Source organism: Paraburkholderia atlantica, assembly GCF_000092885.1.
In the GTDB taxonomy this organism is placed as follows: Bacteria; Pseudomonadota; Gammaproteobacteria; order Burkholderiales; family Burkholderiaceae; genus Paraburkholderia; species Paraburkholderia atlantica.
The window spans coordinates 889,110-908,336 of sequence record NC_014119.1 but is presented as its reverse complement, the minus strand read 5'-3'; the positions used below and the strand labels follow the sequence as shown (position 1 = coordinate 908,336).

At 61.5% G+C, this 19,227-nt stretch carries 15 protein-coding genes; 6 read left to right on the top strand and 9 right to left on the bottom strand.

Annotated features, from left to right (window positions below; translation table 11 throughout):
- Nucleotides 1–113: 113 nt before the first annotated feature.
- The 4 genes from BC1002_RS31735 to BC1002_RS38330 all read right to left on the bottom strand — a co-directional run bounded on the left by BC1002_RS31735 (nt 114) and on the right by BC1002_RS38330 (nt 4,468).
- The gene (locus BC1002_RS31735; protein ID WP_013094064.1) at nt 114–2,093 is read right to left on the bottom strand and encodes an acyl-CoA synthetase; all 1,980 of its coding nucleotides are present in this window, start codon (nt 2,091–2,093) and stop codon (nt 114–116) included.
- Complete coding sequence (locus BC1002_RS31730; protein ID WP_013094063.1) at nt 2,090–3,046, bottom strand: fumarylacetoacetate hydrolase family protein; 957 nt, start codon at nt 3,044–3,046, stop codon at nt 2,090–2,092. Before BC1002_RS31730 ends, BC1002_RS31735 begins: the two co-directional genes overlap by 4 nt.
- A gap of 34 nt (nt 3,047–3,080) precedes the next feature.
- The gene (locus tag BC1002_RS31725) at nt 3,081–4,151 is read right to left on the bottom strand and encodes a VOC family protein (protein ID WP_013094062.1); all 1,071 of its coding nucleotides are present in this window, start codon (nt 4,149–4,151) and stop codon (nt 3,081–3,083) included.
- Nucleotides 4,152–4,330: 179 nt separating this feature from the next.
- Nucleotides 4,331–4,468 carry a hypothetical protein gene (locus BC1002_RS38330; RefSeq protein WP_162094079.1) on the bottom strand — a complete coding sequence of 46 codons (138 nt, stop codon included), beginning with the start codon at nt 4,466–4,468 and terminating at the stop codon, nt 4,331–4,333.
- On the opposite strand from BC1002_RS38330, the gene BC1002_RS31720 reads away from it, so the two are divergent.
- Nucleotides 4,458–5,213: a TetR/AcrR family transcriptional regulator gene (locus BC1002_RS31720; RefSeq protein ID WP_013094061.1), complete on the top strand. Its 756-nt coding sequence runs from the start codon at nt 4,458–4,460 to the stop codon at nt 5,211–5,213. The genes BC1002_RS38330 and BC1002_RS31720 overlap by 11 nt on opposite strands.
- A 326-nt stretch (nt 5,214–5,539) precedes the next feature.
- On the opposite strand, the gene BC1002_RS31715 is transcribed toward BC1002_RS31720, so the two are convergent.
- From BC1002_RS31715 to BC1002_RS31705, 3 genes are read right to left on the bottom strand one after another with little or no spacing between them, the layout of a single operon-like run.
- Complete coding sequence (locus BC1002_RS31715; RefSeq protein WP_013094060.1) at nt 5,540–7,003, bottom strand: efflux transporter outer membrane subunit; 1,464 nt, start codon at nt 7,001–7,003, stop codon at nt 5,540–5,542.
- A 2-nt stretch (nt 7,004–7,005) separates the two neighbouring features.
- Entirely contained in the window at nt 7,006–10,179 is a 3,174-nt protein-coding gene (locus tag BC1002_RS31710) for an efflux RND transporter permease subunit (protein WP_013094059.1), read from the bottom strand.
- On the bottom strand, nt 10,176–11,255 hold the full coding sequence (locus BC1002_RS31705) for an efflux RND transporter periplasmic adaptor subunit (protein WP_013094058.1): 1,080 nt from the start codon (nt 11,253–11,255) through the stop codon (nt 10,176–10,178). Before BC1002_RS31705 ends, BC1002_RS31710 begins: the two co-directional genes overlap by 4 nt.
- A 518-nt stretch (nt 11,256–11,773) precedes the next feature.
- Between BC1002_RS31705 and BC1002_RS31700 the strand changes: the two genes are divergently transcribed.
- Entirely contained in the window at nt 11,774–12,526 is a 753-nt protein-coding gene (locus BC1002_RS31700; RefSeq protein WP_013094057.1) for a TetR/AcrR family transcriptional regulator, read from the top strand.
- Between the two features lie 62 nt (nt 12,527–12,588).
- Here the strand turns inward: BC1002_RS31700 and BC1002_RS31695 are convergent, their stop codons facing one another.
- Nucleotides 12,589–13,644 carry an AI-2E family transporter gene (locus tag BC1002_RS31695; RefSeq protein ID WP_041735982.1) on the bottom strand — a complete coding sequence of 352 codons (1,056 nt, stop codon included), beginning with the start codon at nt 13,642–13,644 and terminating at the stop codon, nt 12,589–12,591.
- Between the two features lie 437 nt (nt 13,645–14,081).
- Here BC1002_RS31695 and BC1002_RS31690 point away from each other — a divergent pair, with 437 nt between their 5' ends.
- A complete protein-coding gene (locus BC1002_RS31690) occupies nt 14,082–14,822 on the top strand; it encodes a hypothetical protein (RefSeq protein WP_013094055.1) in 741 nt (246 codons plus the stop codon).
- A gap of 61 nt (nt 14,823–14,883) precedes the next feature.
- Here BC1002_RS31690 and pdxR read toward each other — a convergent pair whose 3' ends face one another.
- Complete coding sequence (gene pdxR / locus BC1002_RS31685) at nt 14,884–16,293, bottom strand: MocR-like pyridoxine biosynthesis transcription factor PdxR (protein WP_013094054.1); 1,410 nt, start codon at nt 16,291–16,293, stop codon at nt 14,884–14,886.
- A gap of 301 nt (nt 16,294–16,594) precedes the next feature.
- Between pdxR and BC1002_RS31680 the strand changes: the two genes are divergently transcribed.
- The 3 genes from BC1002_RS31680 (at nt 16,595) to BC1002_RS31670 (ending at nt 19,204) form a co-directional block, all read left to right on the top strand.
- Nucleotides 16,595–17,551, top strand: a complete 957-nt coding sequence (locus BC1002_RS31680; protein WP_013094053.1) for an AraC family transcriptional regulator — start codon at nt 16,595–16,597, stop codon at nt 17,549–17,551.
- A gap of 332 nt (nt 17,552–17,883) precedes the next feature.
- On the top strand, nt 17,884–18,519 hold the full coding sequence (locus BC1002_RS31675) for a nitroreductase family protein (protein WP_041735730.1): 636 nt from the start codon (nt 17,884–17,886) through the stop codon (nt 18,517–18,519).
- A 139-nt stretch (nt 18,520–18,658) separates the two neighbouring features.
- On the top strand, nt 18,659–19,204 hold the full coding sequence (locus BC1002_RS31670; RefSeq protein WP_013094050.1) for a carboxymuconolactone decarboxylase family protein: 546 nt from the start codon (nt 18,659–18,661) through the stop codon (nt 19,202–19,204).
- Nucleotides 19,205–19,227 lie beyond the last annotated feature (23 nt).

The following is a 19,227-nucleotide window of genomic DNA, read 5'->3' as shown; positions in this document are numbered from 1 at the left end:
CGGGGCCGAGCCATTTTTCAAAAAGCGCTCGCAAGGTGGTTTCCGATGCAATACCCATCTTCCTCTCCAACCAAAAACCACTGCTCTAGCTCGAAAACAAATGCCACTGGCGTTCAGGCGTGACCCGCTTTTCCGCACGAGCTCGCCGGGACGGAAAGCGAAAAGCCGAACGGAAAGCGAGCGAGCGTCGCGCGCGCCAGTTCTTCGAGCTCGACGCTGTTGAGCTCGATATGAGCGGTCAGCCCGCGAGCGGTGTCTTCGACGATGCTCACCGCTGCATCGCTGACACCGGCCTCAACGAGTGCGAATCGCAATGCGTCCGCTATTTCTCGCCATTTCAGCGCCGGTTTGTAGATCTTGCCGACCCCTGTCAGCGGCATCGTATCGATGACGCGGATTGCCTTGGGAAGCGCAGCCCGCTCGCTAATGCAGGCGCGCAGGAATACGGCCAGTTCCGCTTCGGTTGTCGTGGCGCCTGGCTTGAGCTGGACATAGGCAACCGGCAACTCGCCCGCATGCGCGTCGGGCCGGCCGACGGCGGCGGCAATCTGAACCGCGGGATGACGATGCAGGGCTTCTTCGATAGCCGCAGGGTCGATGTTGTGACCGCCCCGAATGATCAGCTCTTTTTTCCGGCCTGTGAGCCAGAAGTATCCGTCGGCATCGCGGCGCCCGAGATCGCCAGTATTGAGCCAACGTTCGCCGTCGCCGAGGTCCATCCAGATTCCACTGTTCTGCTCTGGCCTGGAATATCCAACGAACACATTTGGTCCGGAGATCACCAGTTGGCCGACTTCATCTGCCGCGCAATCGCGCGAATACCGGCCGGCCTCATCGGCCACCACGACCCTCATAGCCTGACCGGGAAGGCAAAGGCCAATCGAGCCGGCCCTGCGTTCACCGAGCGGCGGATTGACGCTGCTCACGCAGGCGCCTTCAGTGAGTCCGTAGCCTTCGAGAATTCGGATTCCCGTGCGATGCTCGAAATTGCGAAGTAATTCCACCGGCATCGGCGCGGCACCGCACAGCCCGTACTCGAGCGAACTGATATCGTGTTCGCCAATAGGAACCTCGAGCAGTGACCCATAAAGCGTTGGCACACCGCTGAAGAAATTGATGCGGTAATGTTCAACGATTTCCCAGAAGCGCTTTACAACGCCGTCGCCGCGATATCCTTGCGGTGTGCCGAGAACGACATGAGCGCCGCGCGAGAACGCTAGCAGCCCTGTCACCATCACGGCATTCACATGAAATAGCGGCAGTCCGCAAAATATTGTTTTGCCCGGACCGATGCTTTCGCCGAGAAACCGACCGGCGTTCCACGCATTGGCAACCTCATTGCGGTGCCGGCGCATCGCGATCTTCGGCAGTCCCGTGGTGCCGCCCGTGCAGAAGCAGGACGAGATATCGTCGATCCGCGCCGAGGGCGAGTCGTCGGGCGATATTCCGGACTCGTTCGCCATTGCGGTGCCAAAATCATGGACCCGGATCTGCGCGGGAACCGCGCTGCGCACGCCCCCTTTGCCATGCAGACTTGCGGTTTCGCCACGTTGTAGTATCCGGGCTGCCAATCCTTTTTCTCCCGGTATCCGGTCGGCTAGATTAACGAGAACCAGATCTTTTATGGCGGGGACGTGGTGCAACACCGCTTGCGTTTTTTGCCATAGGTCAGTCCCGGGGAACGGCGCGAGCGTTACGAGCACGCTGGCACCCGATGCCTTCAGCAATTCGCCGATCGCTTCGCTTTCAAGCAGCGGATTGATCGCGCAGACAATTCCCACCGCTTCGCCTCCCCAGATCACGAAGTGTGTCTCTGGCAGATTCGGCAGCATATAGGCGATGACGGTGTTCCTTTCCACGCCCAGCCGCGAGAACATGTTTGCGGTGCACGTGATATCACGCAACAGGTCGCTGTATGTCCAGCACTCCGGGCTGGCATACTCATCGGCTGTTCGAAAGAAGGAAAGCGCGGGCGCCGATGGATTGATGGCAGCGCCCCTGCAGATCATTTCGTAGGTGCTCGTCGGAAGATCCGGCAGTTGTCCCGGTGCTTCGATAGCGAGAACATCCTGTCCTTTTGCGGCGTCTTTCATGCTGCCTCTTCAACGACGACGTTTTGCTGCACGCCCAGGTTGATTGAGCGGTCGAGGCTGACAATCCATGCCTCGACGACGTCTCCCACCTGAAGATACTGAGGCCTGTCTTCCTGCATCTTCAGGAAAAGCCGCCATTTATCCTCTTCCGACAACTGCGCCGCAGCGCGCTGCTTCTCCGGTGAACGAATGCTCAGCGCACATCCGGATGGTGTGCCGGTCGCAAGGAGGTCACCCGTGCGCAGGTCGTGCACACGGGAGAGCTCGGTCAGAGTCTCTGCCGGGCCATAGACAAGGCCAGCAGTAGTGTCGTTCTGGCGGACGGTTCCGTTGACCGTGAGCGTCAGCACGAGCTCTTTCAGCTTCGGAATGTCATGCTTCTCGAGCAGGCAAAGATAAGGGCCGACAGGGCCAAATGTCCGAAAGCTCTTGCCCTTGTAAAACTGCATCTGCGGAATCTGGATATCACGCGCTGAATAATCGTTGACGATCACAACGCCCGCGATGTACTCGTGCAGGTTTGCCTCGGTGACAGTCTCACCGGAGGTGATATCGCGTTTGAGCACGAGACCGAGTTCGATCTCATAGTCGAGGAACCGCACCGCGCGTGGTTTCACGATGGCCGAGTCCGCCGCAACGATGCAGCTCGGTGCCTTCGTGAAAATCATGTTGAACTTCTTGACGTCCGGGTCCATGCCGGACTCGATCATATGCTGGCGGTAATTCGCGCCCTGGCAGATGAACTGCTGGTTGGCGGTTATGGGTGACAGCCACTGCACTTCCGATTCGGGAATCGATGGACCGCTGAGTATCATGAGCCGCTCGACCGGATTGGCCTCGATAAACGCGGCGGTCGATTCGTACTCGCCTGGAATCGGTGTGATGGCGCCCTCTGCGACCACGCCCCACTGGGCACGGCCATGATGAAGGTAATGCAGGACGTGTAGTGCCATTGTTCAATTCTCCGGATCAGTAGGAAAGCCTGGTTCAGGCGAAGATCTTTGCCAGCGTTCGTAGCTTGCTCAGAGTCAGGTCAGGGCTGTAGCGCAGGTTTCTGAAAAGCAACGCAACGCTCGTGGGCGTGAATCTGGGCTTCGTGAAGCTGCGCGGCATGGTCGGCCCCCACTGAGCCATTGCCTGGCGACTCACGGCATGGATTCCCGTCGGCTCATCGGACGTGAACAGGTCGCCGTCGCAATAGTGTTCGTGCTTGTCGCCCCACGGGTCCTGCCAGTAGTCGAAAATCTGGCTCCCCAGGATATGTCGGCCGATCCCCCACGCGTGCGTCCAGCCACTGTCGCGCAAGACGCGCTGACCCATACCGACCGCGTCCGCGTCGATGAGTTCGTAGGCGCTATGGCTGTATGTCGCAGCGAATCCCTGAGCAAGCGCTAGCGTGTGATGATCGGCCGGGTTGTTGCCAAGATCGAGACGCATGAATGCGACCGCCGGCGAGCCGTCGGGAAGCACCTGTACGTCGCTCGGGATGAACCCGAAGTGCCGCGTGTACCAGGCACAGGTTTCCTGAAAGTCGGCGAGTTCGAGTACGACATGCCCTAGCCGGATCACCTCTGGCGCGCGCTCGGGCGGTCTCTGCGTATCGTTGACTCGAACGGTGGCATCGACGGAATTGAATGGCAGTGGCAGCCGGTGCGGCAAGGCAGAGGCGGGTGCCTGGCCCCAGATCGCATCGATAGCGAAACCGGAAGGGTCCGTCAGTCGCACCACGTAGCCGCCGCCCGGCAGCGCGGAGTCTTCGACCTCGGACGCGCCCGGCAGCTTCGCCAGTTCATCAAGCTCCGCGCGACTGCGGACTTGCAAGCCGAAACCCACGAACCGCGCTTTCGACGCCCTACGCACCACATAACAAAAATGCGCAGCGTCCGTGCCGCGTAGAAGCAGCAGCGCCTCGTCCCGCGATACCGTTTGAAGCCCAAAGTCATTGAGAAAACGCTCGGCTTGCTCGAGGTCCGGCCGTTCGAATACCAGATAGGCCAAAGCGGTCGCTTTCGCCGTTGGATTGGGGTGACGGGCGGGCTGTGCGGTAGTCAGTTTCATGTCGGAACCTGATCAGGCGGTTGCGATGACCGATGCGGGTTCGAAAGATCCCCCACTGGCGGCATGATCGAACGGCGATCGGCGCTTCGCCGAGGCGCTATCGATAGCGGGTTCGGATGCCCGCATCGGCGCGCGGGCAAGGCAAGGCGTGGCGCCGTTTGTGGCTGCTGTCTCCATCATCACTCCATCGGTTTCGGTCGAATCGGCTCGTCGAGGCCTTTGATGACATTAAACTCATCGCTGATGATTTTGTCAATATAGAGAATCGAATCTATACTGCGCGGTATGTCCAGATCAGGAATCACGATGACCAACACGACAAATCGCCGGGCAGGCAAGCGTTCCACCGTTGCCACGTCCGTCGCCCCCGTACCGGTTGCCGAAGAACGGGAGCCGCGCGGTGCACGTCGCAAGCGTGAGACGCGAACCCGTCTGCTCGACGCTGCTCTCAGGCTGATGGCCGAAAAGGGGATGGAGGGCGTGGCGATCAACGAAATCACGGAGGCCGCCGACGTGGGCTTCGGCTCGTTCTACAACCACTTTGAATCGAAGGAAGCGATCTATGCGACGCTTGTCGACAACGTGTTTGAAGAGTTTGCGAACATGCTCGATCGCCTTACAGGCGGCGTTTCCGACCCCGCAGAAGTAGTCGCCGTCTCTGTGCGCCATACGGTCCTTCGGGCGCGGCATGATCCCGTGTGGGGACGTTTTTTGATCCGTGAAGGGTTTTCTGCGCGCGCAATGAGCCGCGGACTCGGTCAGCGACTGCTGCGCGACATCGGCAGCGGGATTGCGGCGAAACGGTTCGTCGTGGCCGACCCCTTTATCGGCTTTCTCGCAGTGGGCGGCACGGTGCTGTGTGCCATCGCCGCCGAGCTGAACTTTGTCGTGCCGGGCGCGAGCGCGGCGGGCGTGCTGACAGAACTGGGCTTTAGCGGCGAGCATTTTCCCGAGCGCACGGCAGCAATGTTGCTGCAAACGCTCGGACTGAAGCGCGCGGAGGCGGAAAAGATCGCTTCCCGTCCATTGCCCACCGTCGAGGAAGCCGTCGATCAGGGCTGAGTTGATAGTGTCCCGGCTGTGGTTGTCGAACGTCTCACGGTGATACCTCGCTATTTCGCGAAGCGCTGAACATATGAGCCGGACTGCATTCTGCGTCGACGGAAAAATCAGCGAGGCATCCAGCAGAGAAAGCGAAGGCATGGTTTCCCCGCCGTTCGCACCGACTCATTCCTCAAAGCGCGCAACTGCGCTGTATCCATGCAGTGTCCGGATTGCGGACAGGACAGTGCGGTCCTCCCCGCTCCTCGCAAGGCTTCCTCATATTTGAACCGATTGCTCGGAGCCGGTCCGGCCCGACTGTCCTCGCCACTGTCACGAACACCCGGTCATTGCGCCGACGCTGCGCTCTGCGGGGCGGCGGGCAACTCGCCCATCGACTGGAACAGCGCCGCCGTATCGCTCATGCGCTGACCGGCTGCGCGCACGGCGGCGATCTGCGCGTTCAGGTAACGCGACTCGCTCGCCTGTCGTGCCGTCGAAGGTAGCGAGCCGATGCGCTGGCGCGACGCCGTATCCTCGAATGCCGCGCGAGCGGCGACCGCGGCTTCGTCCGACGAAGCGAGCGTCTGCGCGTCGTTATCCAGCGCGGCCAGCGAATTCGCCACATCCTGGAAAGCGGACAGCACCGTCGCCTTATAGTGCAGCACGGCGGCGTCGTAGGCGTCGACCGACGCGCGACGCTGTGCGAACAGCGCGCCGCCATGGAAGATTGGCTGCGACAGGCCGGCGCCGATCGCCCACAGTGCGCCCGCGCCCGACGTCACCGCCGGCCAGTTGAAACCGCCTCGGCCCATCGAGGCCGTCAGCGACAGGCTCGGGAACATTTGGGCCGTCGCCGCGCCGACATCCGCGGCGGCGGCCTTCACGGCGGCGTCGGCTGCCTCGATGTCCGGGCGCGAGCGCAGCAGATCCGACGGCACGGCCACGGGCAAGTGCTGCGGCAGCGACAGGCTTTCGAGTTCCGGCACGCTCGGCGCGTCATCCGGCGTGCGCCCCATCAGCACGGCCAGCGCGTGGATAGCGCACGCGCGTTGCTGACGCAGCGACGGCAACGTCGCCGCGATCGCAGCCGCGCTCTGTTTCGACTCAAGCGCCTGTGCGCGTGAGGCCGAGCCGAGCGTGTAGCGCTGCTGATCTTCGTTCGCAGCGTCGTCGGACACCACAACCAGCCGCTCGGTAAGCGCGATCTGCCGATCGAGCGCCGCCACATTGATCGCCGTACCGACGATGTTCGCGGCGAGCGCGCGACGTGACGCCTCCAGTTCGAACGCCTGCACGTTCACACGCGCCGCGCTCGCCGAATTCATGTAACGCGTCTGGCCGAACAGGTCGAACGTGTAATGGGTGAAGATCTGCCCGGCAAAAAAGTTGTATTGCACCTGCTCGGGGCCAAGCCCCGGCACGATAGGCGTACGCGCGCGCTCGACCTGCGCGGCGCCGTCGATCGACGGCAGCGTCGATGCGCCGATCTGCGCGCGCAGTTCCTCCCGCGCTGACGCGAGCGTGCGCTGTGTCGCGGCGAGTGTCGGACTGTTGCGCAAGCCTTCGTCGACGAAGGCGTCGAGTGCATCTGAGCGGTAAAGCCGCCACCATTGAGGCACGGGAGCCGCGCCGACATCGAACGTCTGCGCAACGCCACCCGCAGCCACCGTTTTCGATGGCTGCGCCTCAGCGCCATAGTGCCCGGGCGACGGCATGGCTGGCGGTTCGCCGCTCGGCCCGAACGAGCACGCCGACATGGCGAGTGCCGCAACCGCGGCCGCCACGGATGTCTTGCAGGTAAAGCTCATGATCAAACCTCCGTATGCTCGACGACGACTGGTTGCGCGTCGCGCTCGTCACGCCGGACCCTGAAGCACGTCGCGTAGAGCGCCGGCAGGAAGAACACCGTCAGCAGTGTGGCGATGGTGATGCCGCCCATCAGTGCGGTTGCCATGGGACCGAAGAAGCCCGAGCGAAGCAGTGGTATCAGCGCGAGCACTGCGGCGGCGGCCGTCAGCATGATCGGCCGGAACCGCCGCACGGTCGCGCCGATGATCGCGTCGAAGCGCGGCTGCCCTGCTGCTATGTCCTGGTCGATCTGGTCCACCAGAATCACGGAGTTGCGCATGATGATGCCGAACATCGCAATCACGCCCAGCAACGCGACGAAGCCGAACGGCTTGCCGAACAGCAGCAGCGCGGTCACCACGCCGATCAAGCCAAGCGGCGCGGTCAGCACGACGATGAAGGTTCGTGCGAAGTTCTTCAGCTGGATCATCAGCAGCGTCAGCACCGCGATGATCATCAACGGCATTTCCGCGTTGATCGATGTCTGGCCCTTGACGCTCTCTTCCACCGCGCCGCCTACCTCGATCCGGTAACCGACGGGTAATTTGGCACGCGCAGCGGTGAGTGCATGCTCGATGTCGCGAGTCACGTCGATGCCCTGCGCGTCGCCGCGCACGTCGGCCTGCACGGTGATGGTCGGCTGGCGGTCGCGCTCCCAGATGACCCCGTATTCCAGCGTGTCGCGGATGTGTCCCAGCGAGCCGAGCGGCACCGGGCCGTTGGGCGTGGGGATCGCCAGGCTCGTGAGCTTTGCCGGATCGACGCGCTCGCTCTTTGGCGCACGCAGATCGACGTTGATCAGCTTGTCGCGTTCGCGATACTGGGTGACCGTGTAGCCGGAAAGCGTCATCGCGAGGAAGCTGGAGACGTCCTGCGAGGTGACGCCAAGCTGACGCGCCCGGTTCTGATCGATCTCGAATGACATGGAACGCTCGGCCGGCTCGTCCCAGTCGAACTGGACGTTACGCGTGCGCGGGTCCGCACGGACCTGCCCGGCCACCGTATCCGCGATCGAGCGCACCGTCGCAATGTCGTCACCACTGACGCGGAATTTGATCGGGAAGCCCACGGGCGGACCGTTTTCGAGTCGAGCGACACGCGTACGAACGCCAGAGAAGTCCTTCTCGAGTTTCGCGTCGAGCCAGTGCATCAACTCCTCGCGCGTCTCGACGTCCTTCGCGGTGATGACGAACTGCGCGAAGTTGGGCTGTTGCAGCTGTTGATCGAGCGGCAGATAAAAGCGCGGCGCGCCTGTCCCTACGAAGTCGACGTAATGCTCGATCTCCGCCTTGCCGTCCAGCACCTTTTCGAGCCGCTTCGCTTCACGTAGCGTCGCCTCGAACGAAGCGCCTTCCGGCAACCTCAGGTCGACCAGCAGCTCGGGGCGCTCCGAGTTCGGAAAGAACTGCTGCGGCACGCGTGTGAACACCGCCATTGCGATTGCGAACAGCACGGCGGTGACGCATAGCACCACCCAGCGCCGGTCGATGCACCACGAGACCCAGCCCGACAGGCGCCGGTAGAAACCTGTGTTGTAGACATCGTGCTCGTGCCCGTGAGCCGCGCCCTCGTGACCTTTGCGTTCGGGCAGCATATGAAAGCCGAGCAACGGCACGAGCACGACCGCCGCGAACCACGAGACGATCAATGCGATCGCCGACACCTCGAAGATCGAGCGCGTGTACTCGCCCGTGCTCGATTTGGCGAGCGCGATCGGCAGAAAACCGGCGACCGTCACGAGCGTTCCCGTCAACATCGGAAAGGCTGTGCTCGTATAGGCAAAGGCGGCAGCGCGCATGCGGCTCCAACCCTGTTCGAGCTTCACCGCCATCATTTCGACGGCGATGATTGCATCGTCGACGAGCAGCCCGAGCGCCAGCACGAGTGTGCCGAGCGACACCTTGTCCAGGCCAATGCCGAACAGATGCATGCACAGCGCCGTCATCGCCAGCACGATCGGAATCGTGATCACGACGACCATGCCGGTTCTCAGTCCCAGCGAAACGAGGCTGACGACCAGCACGATCGCCACCGCTTCGCCGACCGAGCGCACGAACTCGTTGACCGAGTGCTTGACCGCATGGGGCATGCTCGAGACCGGCGTGAGCTTGAGACCTGCCGGAAGCGTCGCCTGCAGTTCAGCGGTCTTTGCGTCGAGCGCCTTGCCGAGGTCGATGACGTCACCGCCCTTTTGCATCGTCACGCCGATGCCGAGCACCGCCTGACCGCCGGCACGCATTTGCGTGACAGGCGGATCATCGTAGCCACGCTTGATGGCCGCGATGTCGCCGAGGCGGAATGTGCGCTTGTTGATCGTTAGCAGCAGATCCGCGAGCGCCTGTTCGTTCTTGAACGCGCCGCTCGGACGTACGAACACGCGGTCATCCTCCGTCGTGATGGTGCCGACGGGGGCAACGGCATTCTGCGCGTCGATGGCCTGAGCCAATTGCTGCGGCGAAATCGACAGCCGCGTCAGCTGCGCGTTCGAGATCTCGACAAAGATGTGCTGATCAGGGTCGCCAAAGTAGTCGACCTTCGCGACGCCGGGTACGCGCAGCAGCACCGTGCGCAGTTTGTCCGCGTAGTCGTGCAGTTGCGCGGGAGAAAAGCCATCGCCTTCCAGCGCATAGATATTCGTGTAGACGTCGCCGAACTCGTCGTTGAAGAACGGGCCGATTGTTCCCTTCGGAAGCGTCGCCGCGATGTCGCCGATTTTTTTACGGACCTGATACCACGTCTCGGGCACATCCTTGACGGGCGCCGAATCTTTCATTGCGAAGAAGATCATCGACTCGCCGGGCCGCGAGTAGCTCTTGATGTTGTCGACATAAGGCGCCGCCTGCAATTGACGGCCGATCCGGTCCGTGATCTGCTCCTGCACCTCGCGCGCGGTCGCGCCCGGCCAGTAAGTCTTGATGACCATGGTGCGGAACGTGAATGGCGGATCTTCCGACTGCGCGAGGTGCGTATAGCCGATCACGCCAAACAGCGTGGCGAGGCCGATCAGAAAGATCACGAGCTGCTGGTGCCGCAACGCCCAGGCCGAGAGATTGAAACCGGTTCCGCTTGTGCCTGTCTCGTTCGAGGCGCTCGCGGGCGCGCCATCGCGCGCGCTTTGCTGGTCACGCGCGTTCATGACGCAAACTCCTCCGGATGTAGTGGAGGCACCACCTGCACGTGTTGACCCGAACTTACGGCATGCACGCCTTGCAGCACAACGCGGTCGCCATCGTGCAGACCGGCAGCGATCGACACTGAGCGTTCGCCGTATTGCGCGATCGTGACCGGGCGCAGTTCAAGCGCGTCGCTACCGTTACGGACCACCCACACGGCAGGCTTTTCACCTTCGTGAAAAAGCGCGGTCACCGGCAGCGTAAAAGCCTCACCGTTGGCGCCCTCGCGTGCGTCATCGAATGCGACGTTGGCCGTCATGCCGAGACGCACTTCGGCAGTGGGTGCGGTCAATGTCAGCTTGACCCGCCATGTGCGGCTTTCCGGATCTGCGGCGGCGGAAACCTCGCGCACGGACGCATCGAATGACTTGCCAGGCAGCGCGGACAACGAGACGCTCGCCTTGCTGCCGACTCTCAGCGCGTTCACCGTGTTTTCCGACGCGTCGCAGACGATGTCGACGTCGCCCGTCCAGGCGAGGTGGTACACGGCTTGGGTGGCCTGCACGTTCTGGCCAGTATCGGCATCTTCCGACGTGACGACCCCGTCGTGCTCGGCCGTGAGCGTCGCATAGCGAAGATGATCCGTCGCAAGCGCCATCTGTGCGAGAGCGGAATTGCGCTGTGCGAGCGCGGAAGCGTAGGCGTCCTGGGTCTGCTCCAGCTGCGCGGTTGCAATCAGGTTCGCGCGGGCCTGCGCCTCGTCACGATCGAGCTGCTGCTTCGCGAACACGAGACGATGCTCTGCAGCGTCGAGTTGCGCACGCGCGTTGACGAGATTGTTCTGCAGATCGGTCGGGTCGAGGAGCGCAACGATTTGTCCGGCCTTCACGGTGTCGCCGATACGCACGCGCCGTTCGATCACCTTGCCGCCGACCCGGAACGACAGAGGCGTGGAATAGCGCGCCTGCACCTGCGCCGGCAACGATGCGTCGGCCATTCGTCCATCGGGATGAACCACCCGCGCCACGACGGGCTTTGGCTGCGGCACGAGCGCTTCGCGCTGATGGCACGCGCTAAGGAGAAGTGCACTGCACACCATGATGACAGCGGGTATCCGGTGCGTTGGCCGGAAGACGGAAGGAAACGAGGAGTGCGCCCTTTTCAGCGCGACAGGACCGGAATGTTTCACGATGTTCACAAGGCAGGTGATGAATCCAGGAAGAAAAGTGATCCGCGCTGACGGGGGCCGTGGTGTGCGTGAGAAGCACGCCTTGTCACCAGCGCAAAAGTCGGAATGCCATCCGATGTGTTACTGATCCGCTTACAACGCTACTGAACGTTGTTCCGAAACGTTGTGGCGCGTCATCGCGACCGCCAGGCTGCAACTGGCAGCGGGACAGCAGCACCAGTAGCCGCGTCGGCTCATGCCCAGGCGCCCTATATGCACGAAACCTCCGAATCACGATCCCGGTGCATGAAGCGCGTCTAAGACGATTGCGCTGCGTGCCGCTGCTGCGACGCTATCCGCATCAGGTGACATTAGACCCATGTTTGATATTATTGTCAATCATGACGTATAAATCTAAAATATGACGGAACAAAGAATCGGGAGGCAACGTGCCAGATGTCCGTAACAAGCGTGCAAGCGGTCAGTCGGCGATCCATGCGCACATCGCAACTCGGGAGTCGGTGCATGGGCAATCACCCCGTTTAGCCCGGCGCAAGCATGAGACTCGAGTCCGGTTGCTCGACGCCGCCTTCCGACTACTGACGGAAAAAGGAATGGAAAGCGTCACGATCGGCGAGATCACGCATGCCGCCGACGTGGGTTTCGGGTCTTTCTACAACTACTTCGAATCAAAGGAAGGCATCCTCGCAGCGCTCGTGGACTGGCTCTTCGAAGACTTCGCGAACAGGCTTGACGGACTCACCACCGGATTGGCCGACCCGGCGGAAGTGATAGCCGTCTCAGTGCGTCATACGCTGCTGCGTGCCTGCCGCGAGCCGGTCTGGGGACAATTGTTGATACGCGAGGGACTGTCTACACGCGCGTTAAGCACGGGCCTTGGTCAGCGGCTGCTGCGAGATGCGGCGATAGGAATTTCAAAAAAGCGCTTTATGATCGCGGACGAGTTGATGTGCGTCGTTTCCGCAATCGGCACTGTGCTCGCAGGAGTCGCTGCTGAGCTCGATGTGTCAGCATCATCGAAGCGGACGATTCGCGCGCGGAAGGTGTTACGGTCCAAAGTTGACAGGTTTGGCGAACGTACAGCGGCCATCGTCCTGCAAGGGTTTGGCCTCAAACGGCTGGAGGCGGAAAAGATCGCCCGGCGTCCGCTGCCCGCGGCGCCGGAGTCTGAAGTGGAATAGTGCTGTGGCCGGCGGTTGTCTTCCCGTGGCGCGCCGCACAGCGGGACCTGGTCTCTAGCCGATCACGCCTGGTAAAACGTACTTGTCAGATAACGGCGACGCAGTTCTCGCAAGGCCGAGGCAAAGACGGCGCTGGCGGGCAGCGCAAGCAGAACACCGAAGAAACCGAATAGTTTCCCGAAAGCCAATAACGAGAAAATGACCGCCAGCGGATGCAAACCGATACGCTCGCCGACGAACCGGGGCGTAAGAATAGCGCTTTCGAGAATCTGCCCCACTCCATACACGACAATCACCGCGCCGAGGCCATACCAGTCGTGAAATTGCAGTAACGCAGCCAGCAGCGCCAGCGAAAGCGCCGACGCGAATCCGACATAGGGGATAAAAACGGCAACCGCCGTCAAAAGACCGATGGGCAACGCGACGGACAATCCGGCGAGCGCCAGTGCAACGGGGTAAAACGCAGCGAGTATCGCGACGACAAGCAGTTGCCCACGCAGATATTGCGACATCATGCGATCGATCTCTGCGACGAAGTCGCGCGTCCTATCTAGCCAGCGCCGCGGCACGAAGCTTTCCAGGCGCGTGAAAGCCTCGTGCCTGTCGTAGAGCAGATAAAAGAGTACAAGTGGCACCAGCACTGCATTTCCGACGACGGCGATCATTAAATTGCCGCTTGTGCCAAGGTACCGCCACACGGTGAGAGCTGCGCCCTGCTCGCTTGCGATCAGATGTGCCACGACCCAATCACGGACACTCGCCAGATCAAGCGAGTAGCTGACTCCCAGCCATGCGAGCCGCGGTTTGAGAATGGCCTCGAGCTTGGCCGCGAGTGATGGGACTTGTCTTGCGAATTCAGGCACTTCCTGCTGGATGACCAGGAATGCAAGCAAGGCTACCGACGTGATCACCAACGCGAATACAGAGATCATGAGAAGCGCGGCAAGTCCTCTTGGCGTGCGATGACGTGCAAGCCATTCGACGCCTGGCTGCAGGATGTACGCGATCATTGCCCCGAGAAGAAATGGCGTCAGCACCGCGCGCAGGCTCCAGAGAAGAATACCGGCCGATAAGGCGACGGCGCCCCAAATGAGGGATTGGCGATGGTAGTTGGTCACGGGTGCACCTTCGTGCTGTTCAATCGCATGGTTGTTTCGATCGCAAGCAGCGGCCTCAGGGATGGTGTCCGCGCATCGTGGTGCACGGTATTCGGCGGTGTGAACCATGCGCTGAATGCTCGGGAGCAGTGCGAGGGCAAGACGATAGGATGCCTGATCGGACCTTAACTGGATTCACGCCCGGGACGTCGCGTGATTCGCTTCGAACAACCACTCAGCTGATGCCGTTGTATCGGGCACCTGGAGTGCCGGCGGGCCCTTCAAAACGCCAACCACTCTTTCTAGTTGATATTATTATCACTTATGCTTATGAAGTCAACCTCGAAGCGCTTGCTGGCCGGCAAACCGTTCAAGTCCGCGCTCCCCAAATGTCCGACGCGATACGGACATCGGGACATACTTGTCCGTACCACCGCTTCCGATAGCAGGAGGGAATCATGGGACGCAGGCTAGTGAACTTTCTCGTAGCGATGATGTTGGGCGGGGCACTCGACGCACTGACCGGCTGCGGAGGGAAGACTGTCGCGCCCGCGCCTTCTGCGAGCATCCCTCCGCCCGGGATGCCTGCCAGCGCGGCTGCCTCCGGATTCTTCAAGATCTGCAAAGGGCAGACGTACGCACTCTGCGCGACCGCAAGCTGCACCGTGCTGAACCAGGTGGCCTATTGCCAATGCGACGTCAGAAAGGGGGACAGCATCAGCTTGCCTCTTCGGGTCGACAGCGAGGACGTCTGCTCGATAAACGCCAACGGCGTCGACAATGGCTACATGGTGAGCACGTTCAGCGTGCCAGAGTCCGTCGTCGCGCCGCAGGGCAACCAGGCGCTCTATAACTGTCCAGCGGGGTCCGACGGCGGCTACGCGCAATGCGACGGCGGCATGTGCTTCACCAGCAGCAAGGGCAGCTCGTTCCCCGGGTTCGACGAGCCGCTCGACCGCGCGGAGATCATCTGCGCGTGTCCGATAAGCGTGACCCCGGGCTCTCCGGTCGGCTTCCAGATCGCCGGCCCATATCCTTGCGACAATTCGTACTTCCGCTTCTGCAAAAGCCAGGTCGCCAACGCCAGGACGGGCTCGACGGTCAAGGTCGGCGCCCCGACCGGAACGGCCAGGTTCCTTGCTCTGCGCCTCAACGGAAGTGCGCCGCCGTTGCACGAGTGTCTTCCTCCGTCCCAGTAGCGCGAGACCGAATACCCCTTGCGGGCTGGCCCGTTAGCAGACATCTCATGCGGTGATGAGGCTAGCGATACCGGTCGATGATCTCGAACAGTCGACGGCACGCCGCCGGGAGGTGCCGTTCAGGCGCCGTGGCAACCCCGAGCAAAAGGCCGGGTAACGCCCAGGACGGGGTCCCGAACCATGTGGACAAAGGCGATGGCGCCATGCCAACGGTCATCGCCTCGCGAACGATCGGCGTGTCGGGTACGCCATCGGGGAGTCTGAGCAGCACGGCCAGGCCGGCATTGACCCACTGCGCCTCGCGCATCCGTAACTGCTCGCATAGCGCGTCACGCTGGGCGGAATAGAGACGTTTGAGCCGACGGACGCGCCGTATGTAGTGGCCGTCATGCATAAATCGAGCCGTGGCGAGTTGCATTACCGGTGATGGCGCGGGGGCAAGCGTTGCGGCTACTTCGGAGAATGCGTTAGCCAGTGTGGTTGGTGCCACGACAAATCCGAGTCGCAGCCCCGGGCTAACAGTCTTGCTGAAAGAACCTATGTGGATCACCCGTTCGCCCTTGTCCAAAGACGCCAAGGCAGGTGCGGGCCTACCTTCTAGTTGTAGCTCGCCGAGGTAGTCGTCTTCAATGATCCAGGCACCGGTCGATACTGCCCATTCAAGCAACCGCAGCCGTCGCCTCAAGGACATGGTCGAACCCAACGGAGCTTGTTGACCTGGCGTCACGACGGCTAACGCAGCGTCCGCGGCGTTCTCGATTCCATAGCCTACGTTGAGACCTTCCGCATCCACCGGTACGGGGACGATATCCAAACGAGCGAGCTCCAATCCCTTCCGGGTAACCATGAATCCCGGCTCTTCCATCCAAACCTTCTTGCCGTCCAGACCTAACACCCGCAGCGCAAGGCCTAAGCCGGAGATGTATCCTGAAGTGATAAACACCTGCTCCGGATAGCAGTGGAGGTTTCTAGCGATGGAGAGATAGCCCGCGATCTCTCTGCGCAGTTCGAACTCACCTCTAGGATCGGGATAAAGCAGTGAGGATAAACACCCCGTCTTTAATACATTGGAAGAGCGTGCGCGTGCAAAAAGCTTTTCCGGTAGGCCTTCAAACGCCGGAATGCCGAGCTGAAAGATCGCCGGCCCCGCGTTCATCTCCAGATAAGACCGCATAAAAGGTCCGAGCCGCGGCGCTTCCGGTTGAGCCGCCGCGGCACGCGGCTGGGGGGCGACGCGGGTGCCCCCTGCGCGGAATGTTTCGATCATCTGGGCGTCGGACAACCGTTCATATGCCGCCTGAACTGTACCGCGCGCCACGCCAAGCTGCGCGGCCAAGTCCTGCCACGACGGCAGCCGCGTGCCAGGTGTGAGCAGGCCCGACTCTATGGCCCTGCTAATGCTGATACGGATTTGTTCTGACAGCGGCAGCCTCGCTGTTCGGTCGAGTCGAATCCGCAGGTTTGAATTCATCTTGGTACACACGAGATGGGCGATTCTTGGTTCTTCAGTTCGTACCATCGATGGTACAGAATTCCATCCACGTGCACGCGAAGTCCGCTTTTAGATACGCATCCTCTTTCTCGATTCCGCACCGTTGATCACTGGAGAGATCCTGCACGTCGATGGCGGGGGAAAGCGCTGACCGGTTTCCTTCGGACAATCCGAAGCCGCTATCGGAAAAACCGCAATGCGGCAGTTCCCGGTTGGAGGCGTAATACCCATGAATGCATTGACTTCCGATCTTTTTCGTCCCGAGGCCTAACGGAATTCCATGTCCCAATTCGACTGGCTGAGCCACCTGCTGCAAATGATCACCATCACCGGCCGGCTGGAGGTTCGCTGCGTCTACGGTGCGCCATGGCGCGTGGCCTGGGACCAGTCCGCGGCGCATGAGATTCCCTACCACGTCGTCCTCAAGGGCCGGGCAGTCATCGAGGATCCTGATACAGAGACGGCCACGGAGCTGGTGGCCGGCGATATCGTGCTGCTGCCGCACGGGTCGGCGCACGTGCTGCACGACGGCAGCGGACACACGCCCGGGCCTACCTGCGAACGCCGGGATTCCGCCGGTTTGATGTTCAGCGAGAACAACGGCCAGGGCGAGCGTCTGGACATGCTGTGCGGGCGATTTCTCATCGGGCCGCCTCATGATCGGCTGATTCGCAATTACCTGCCCACCAATCTGGTGGTACGGACGATGGAAAGTCCTGGTGAACCGGGTATCAGGCCTGCTTCGAATCACCTGGCCAATTTCGTGGGGCTGATGCGCGAAGAGTCCACGGGCGACAAAGTCGGTGGATACGCAATCCTCAACGCCCTTTCGTCAGCGCTTTTCACATTGGTATTGCGCGAGGCGAGCGAATCCGAACAGGCCCCCGCGGGCCTGTTGGCGCTGGCCGGCCATCCACGATTGGCGCCGGCCATTTCAGCCATGTTCACCGATCCGGCGCGGCCCTGGAACCTGCCTGAGCTAGCCGAATTGTGCAGCATGTCACGCGCCACCTTCATGCGGCACTTTCAGGACACGCTGGGGCGCTCGGCCCTCGAGCTGCTGACGGAGATCCGAATGAGCCTGGCGGCCAACGAATTGAAGAAGCCGATGATGACCACCGAGGCCGTGGCCGAGTCGGTAGGGTATCAATCCGTATCGTCATTCCGGCGTGTGTTCACCGAGAGGATGGGCATGACGCCTGGTCAATGGCGCCGTTTAGCCCGCACCGGCCAGTAATGGCCACGGAATTATCGCGTCGCATTCGGTATGTAACCCGGATGAGGCGTTAGACGGGTCGGCGCGGCCGCCCATTCGCGCCAGCGAGCCTCGACGCGTTCCTCTATACCTGCAGCGCGTAAACCTCGATCTCGACGAGACGAGATGCGCCGTGTCGTCTTGATAGCCGGCGGATGGATGGTCCGCGTCGACTTGATCCTTTCGGACATTTTATTGAGTAAATGCAGTCTCGAAAGCGGCATCGAGCAGGCCTAAAGTGAAGGCTCCTAACCACCAGACGAAGGGTTCATACCATGAGCCGTGTCGCTATTCCCGACAACACAGGAATTCTGATGAAAAGCGAAATCACCGTGACCAATCCCGTCATCGAATGCATCCTGAGCCGCAGCGCGGCCAAGTATTACGACCCCGCCGCCACCTTGAGCGACGAACAGATCCGCGAGCTGGTACGAATCGGGACGAGTGCGCCGACATCATTCCACTTGCAGAACTGGCGCTTCATCGCCGTACGCACACCCGAAGCCAAGGCCCGGCTGAGTCCGATTGCCTGGAACCAGCCTGCGGTCAAAGATGCAGCGGTTACTTTCATCGTCTGCGGCCAGCTAGTCGAAACCAGCGTGATCCCGGAGCGTCTGGCACCGCTGGTGGAAGCGGGCGTGATGCCGGCAACCATGGTGCCGGAGTGGGAAATCCCCGCGCGCAATCTGTATATGGCGTACCCGCAGCGCCGACGCGACGAGGCGGTACGCACCGCCACTTTCGGCGCGGCGGCAATGATCTATGCGGCCCGCTCGATGGGCCTGGGTTCGACGCCGATGATCGGTTTCGATGATGAAGCCGTGCACCGCGAGTTCGGACTGGCTGAGGACGAAGTGCCCGTCATGCTGCTGTCCGTCGGAGCAGAGCGTCAGGGAAACTGGGCGCAAAAGCCGCGTCGTCCCGTGGCCGACGTGTTGGACCTGGTCTAGGCGTCGCCGTGGTAGCGACCACATCAAAAGACCGAGCCGCCTCGAGTTCAACCCAAGACCTGGGCGCGAAGCCCACGAACGGTCCGTACACGGACCTTTGTCGATCTGTAAAACCAGCAACTTGATAAGGAAAACTACGATGCAAAGAACTACTGCTCTAAAGCCGGAACAGGTGCCGGCCGAATCGAAGCCGACGCTCGACGCGTTCACCAAAAACATCGGCTTCACCCCGAATATGATGGCGAGCTTCGCGCAAAGCCCGATCGCGTTCAACGCATGGGCTACCCTGCTCGGTTCGCTGAGCAAGGCGCTCGACGTGAAGACGCGTGACAGCATCGGCCTCGCCGTCTCCGAAGTGAATGCCTGCAACTACTGCCTGACGGTTCACAGCTTTACGGCCGAACACATGGCGAAGCTGCCCGCCGATGAAATCATTCTCGCCCGCAAAGGCCATGCCGCCGATCCGAAGCGCGACGCCGCTGTCCAGTTTGCGCGCAAGGTCATCGAGGCCCGCGGGCAAGTCAGCGACGCCGATCTTAAAGCCGTCCGCGATGCCGGCTACACGGATGCAAACGTGATGGAGATCGTCGCGCTGGTGGCCATGTACTCGCTGACGAACTTTTTCAATAACGTGTTCGACCCCGAGAAGGACTTTCCCGCGGTTACGCCGGCCGGCTCGATCTGAACGCGATTCCCCCGTTTGAAAGG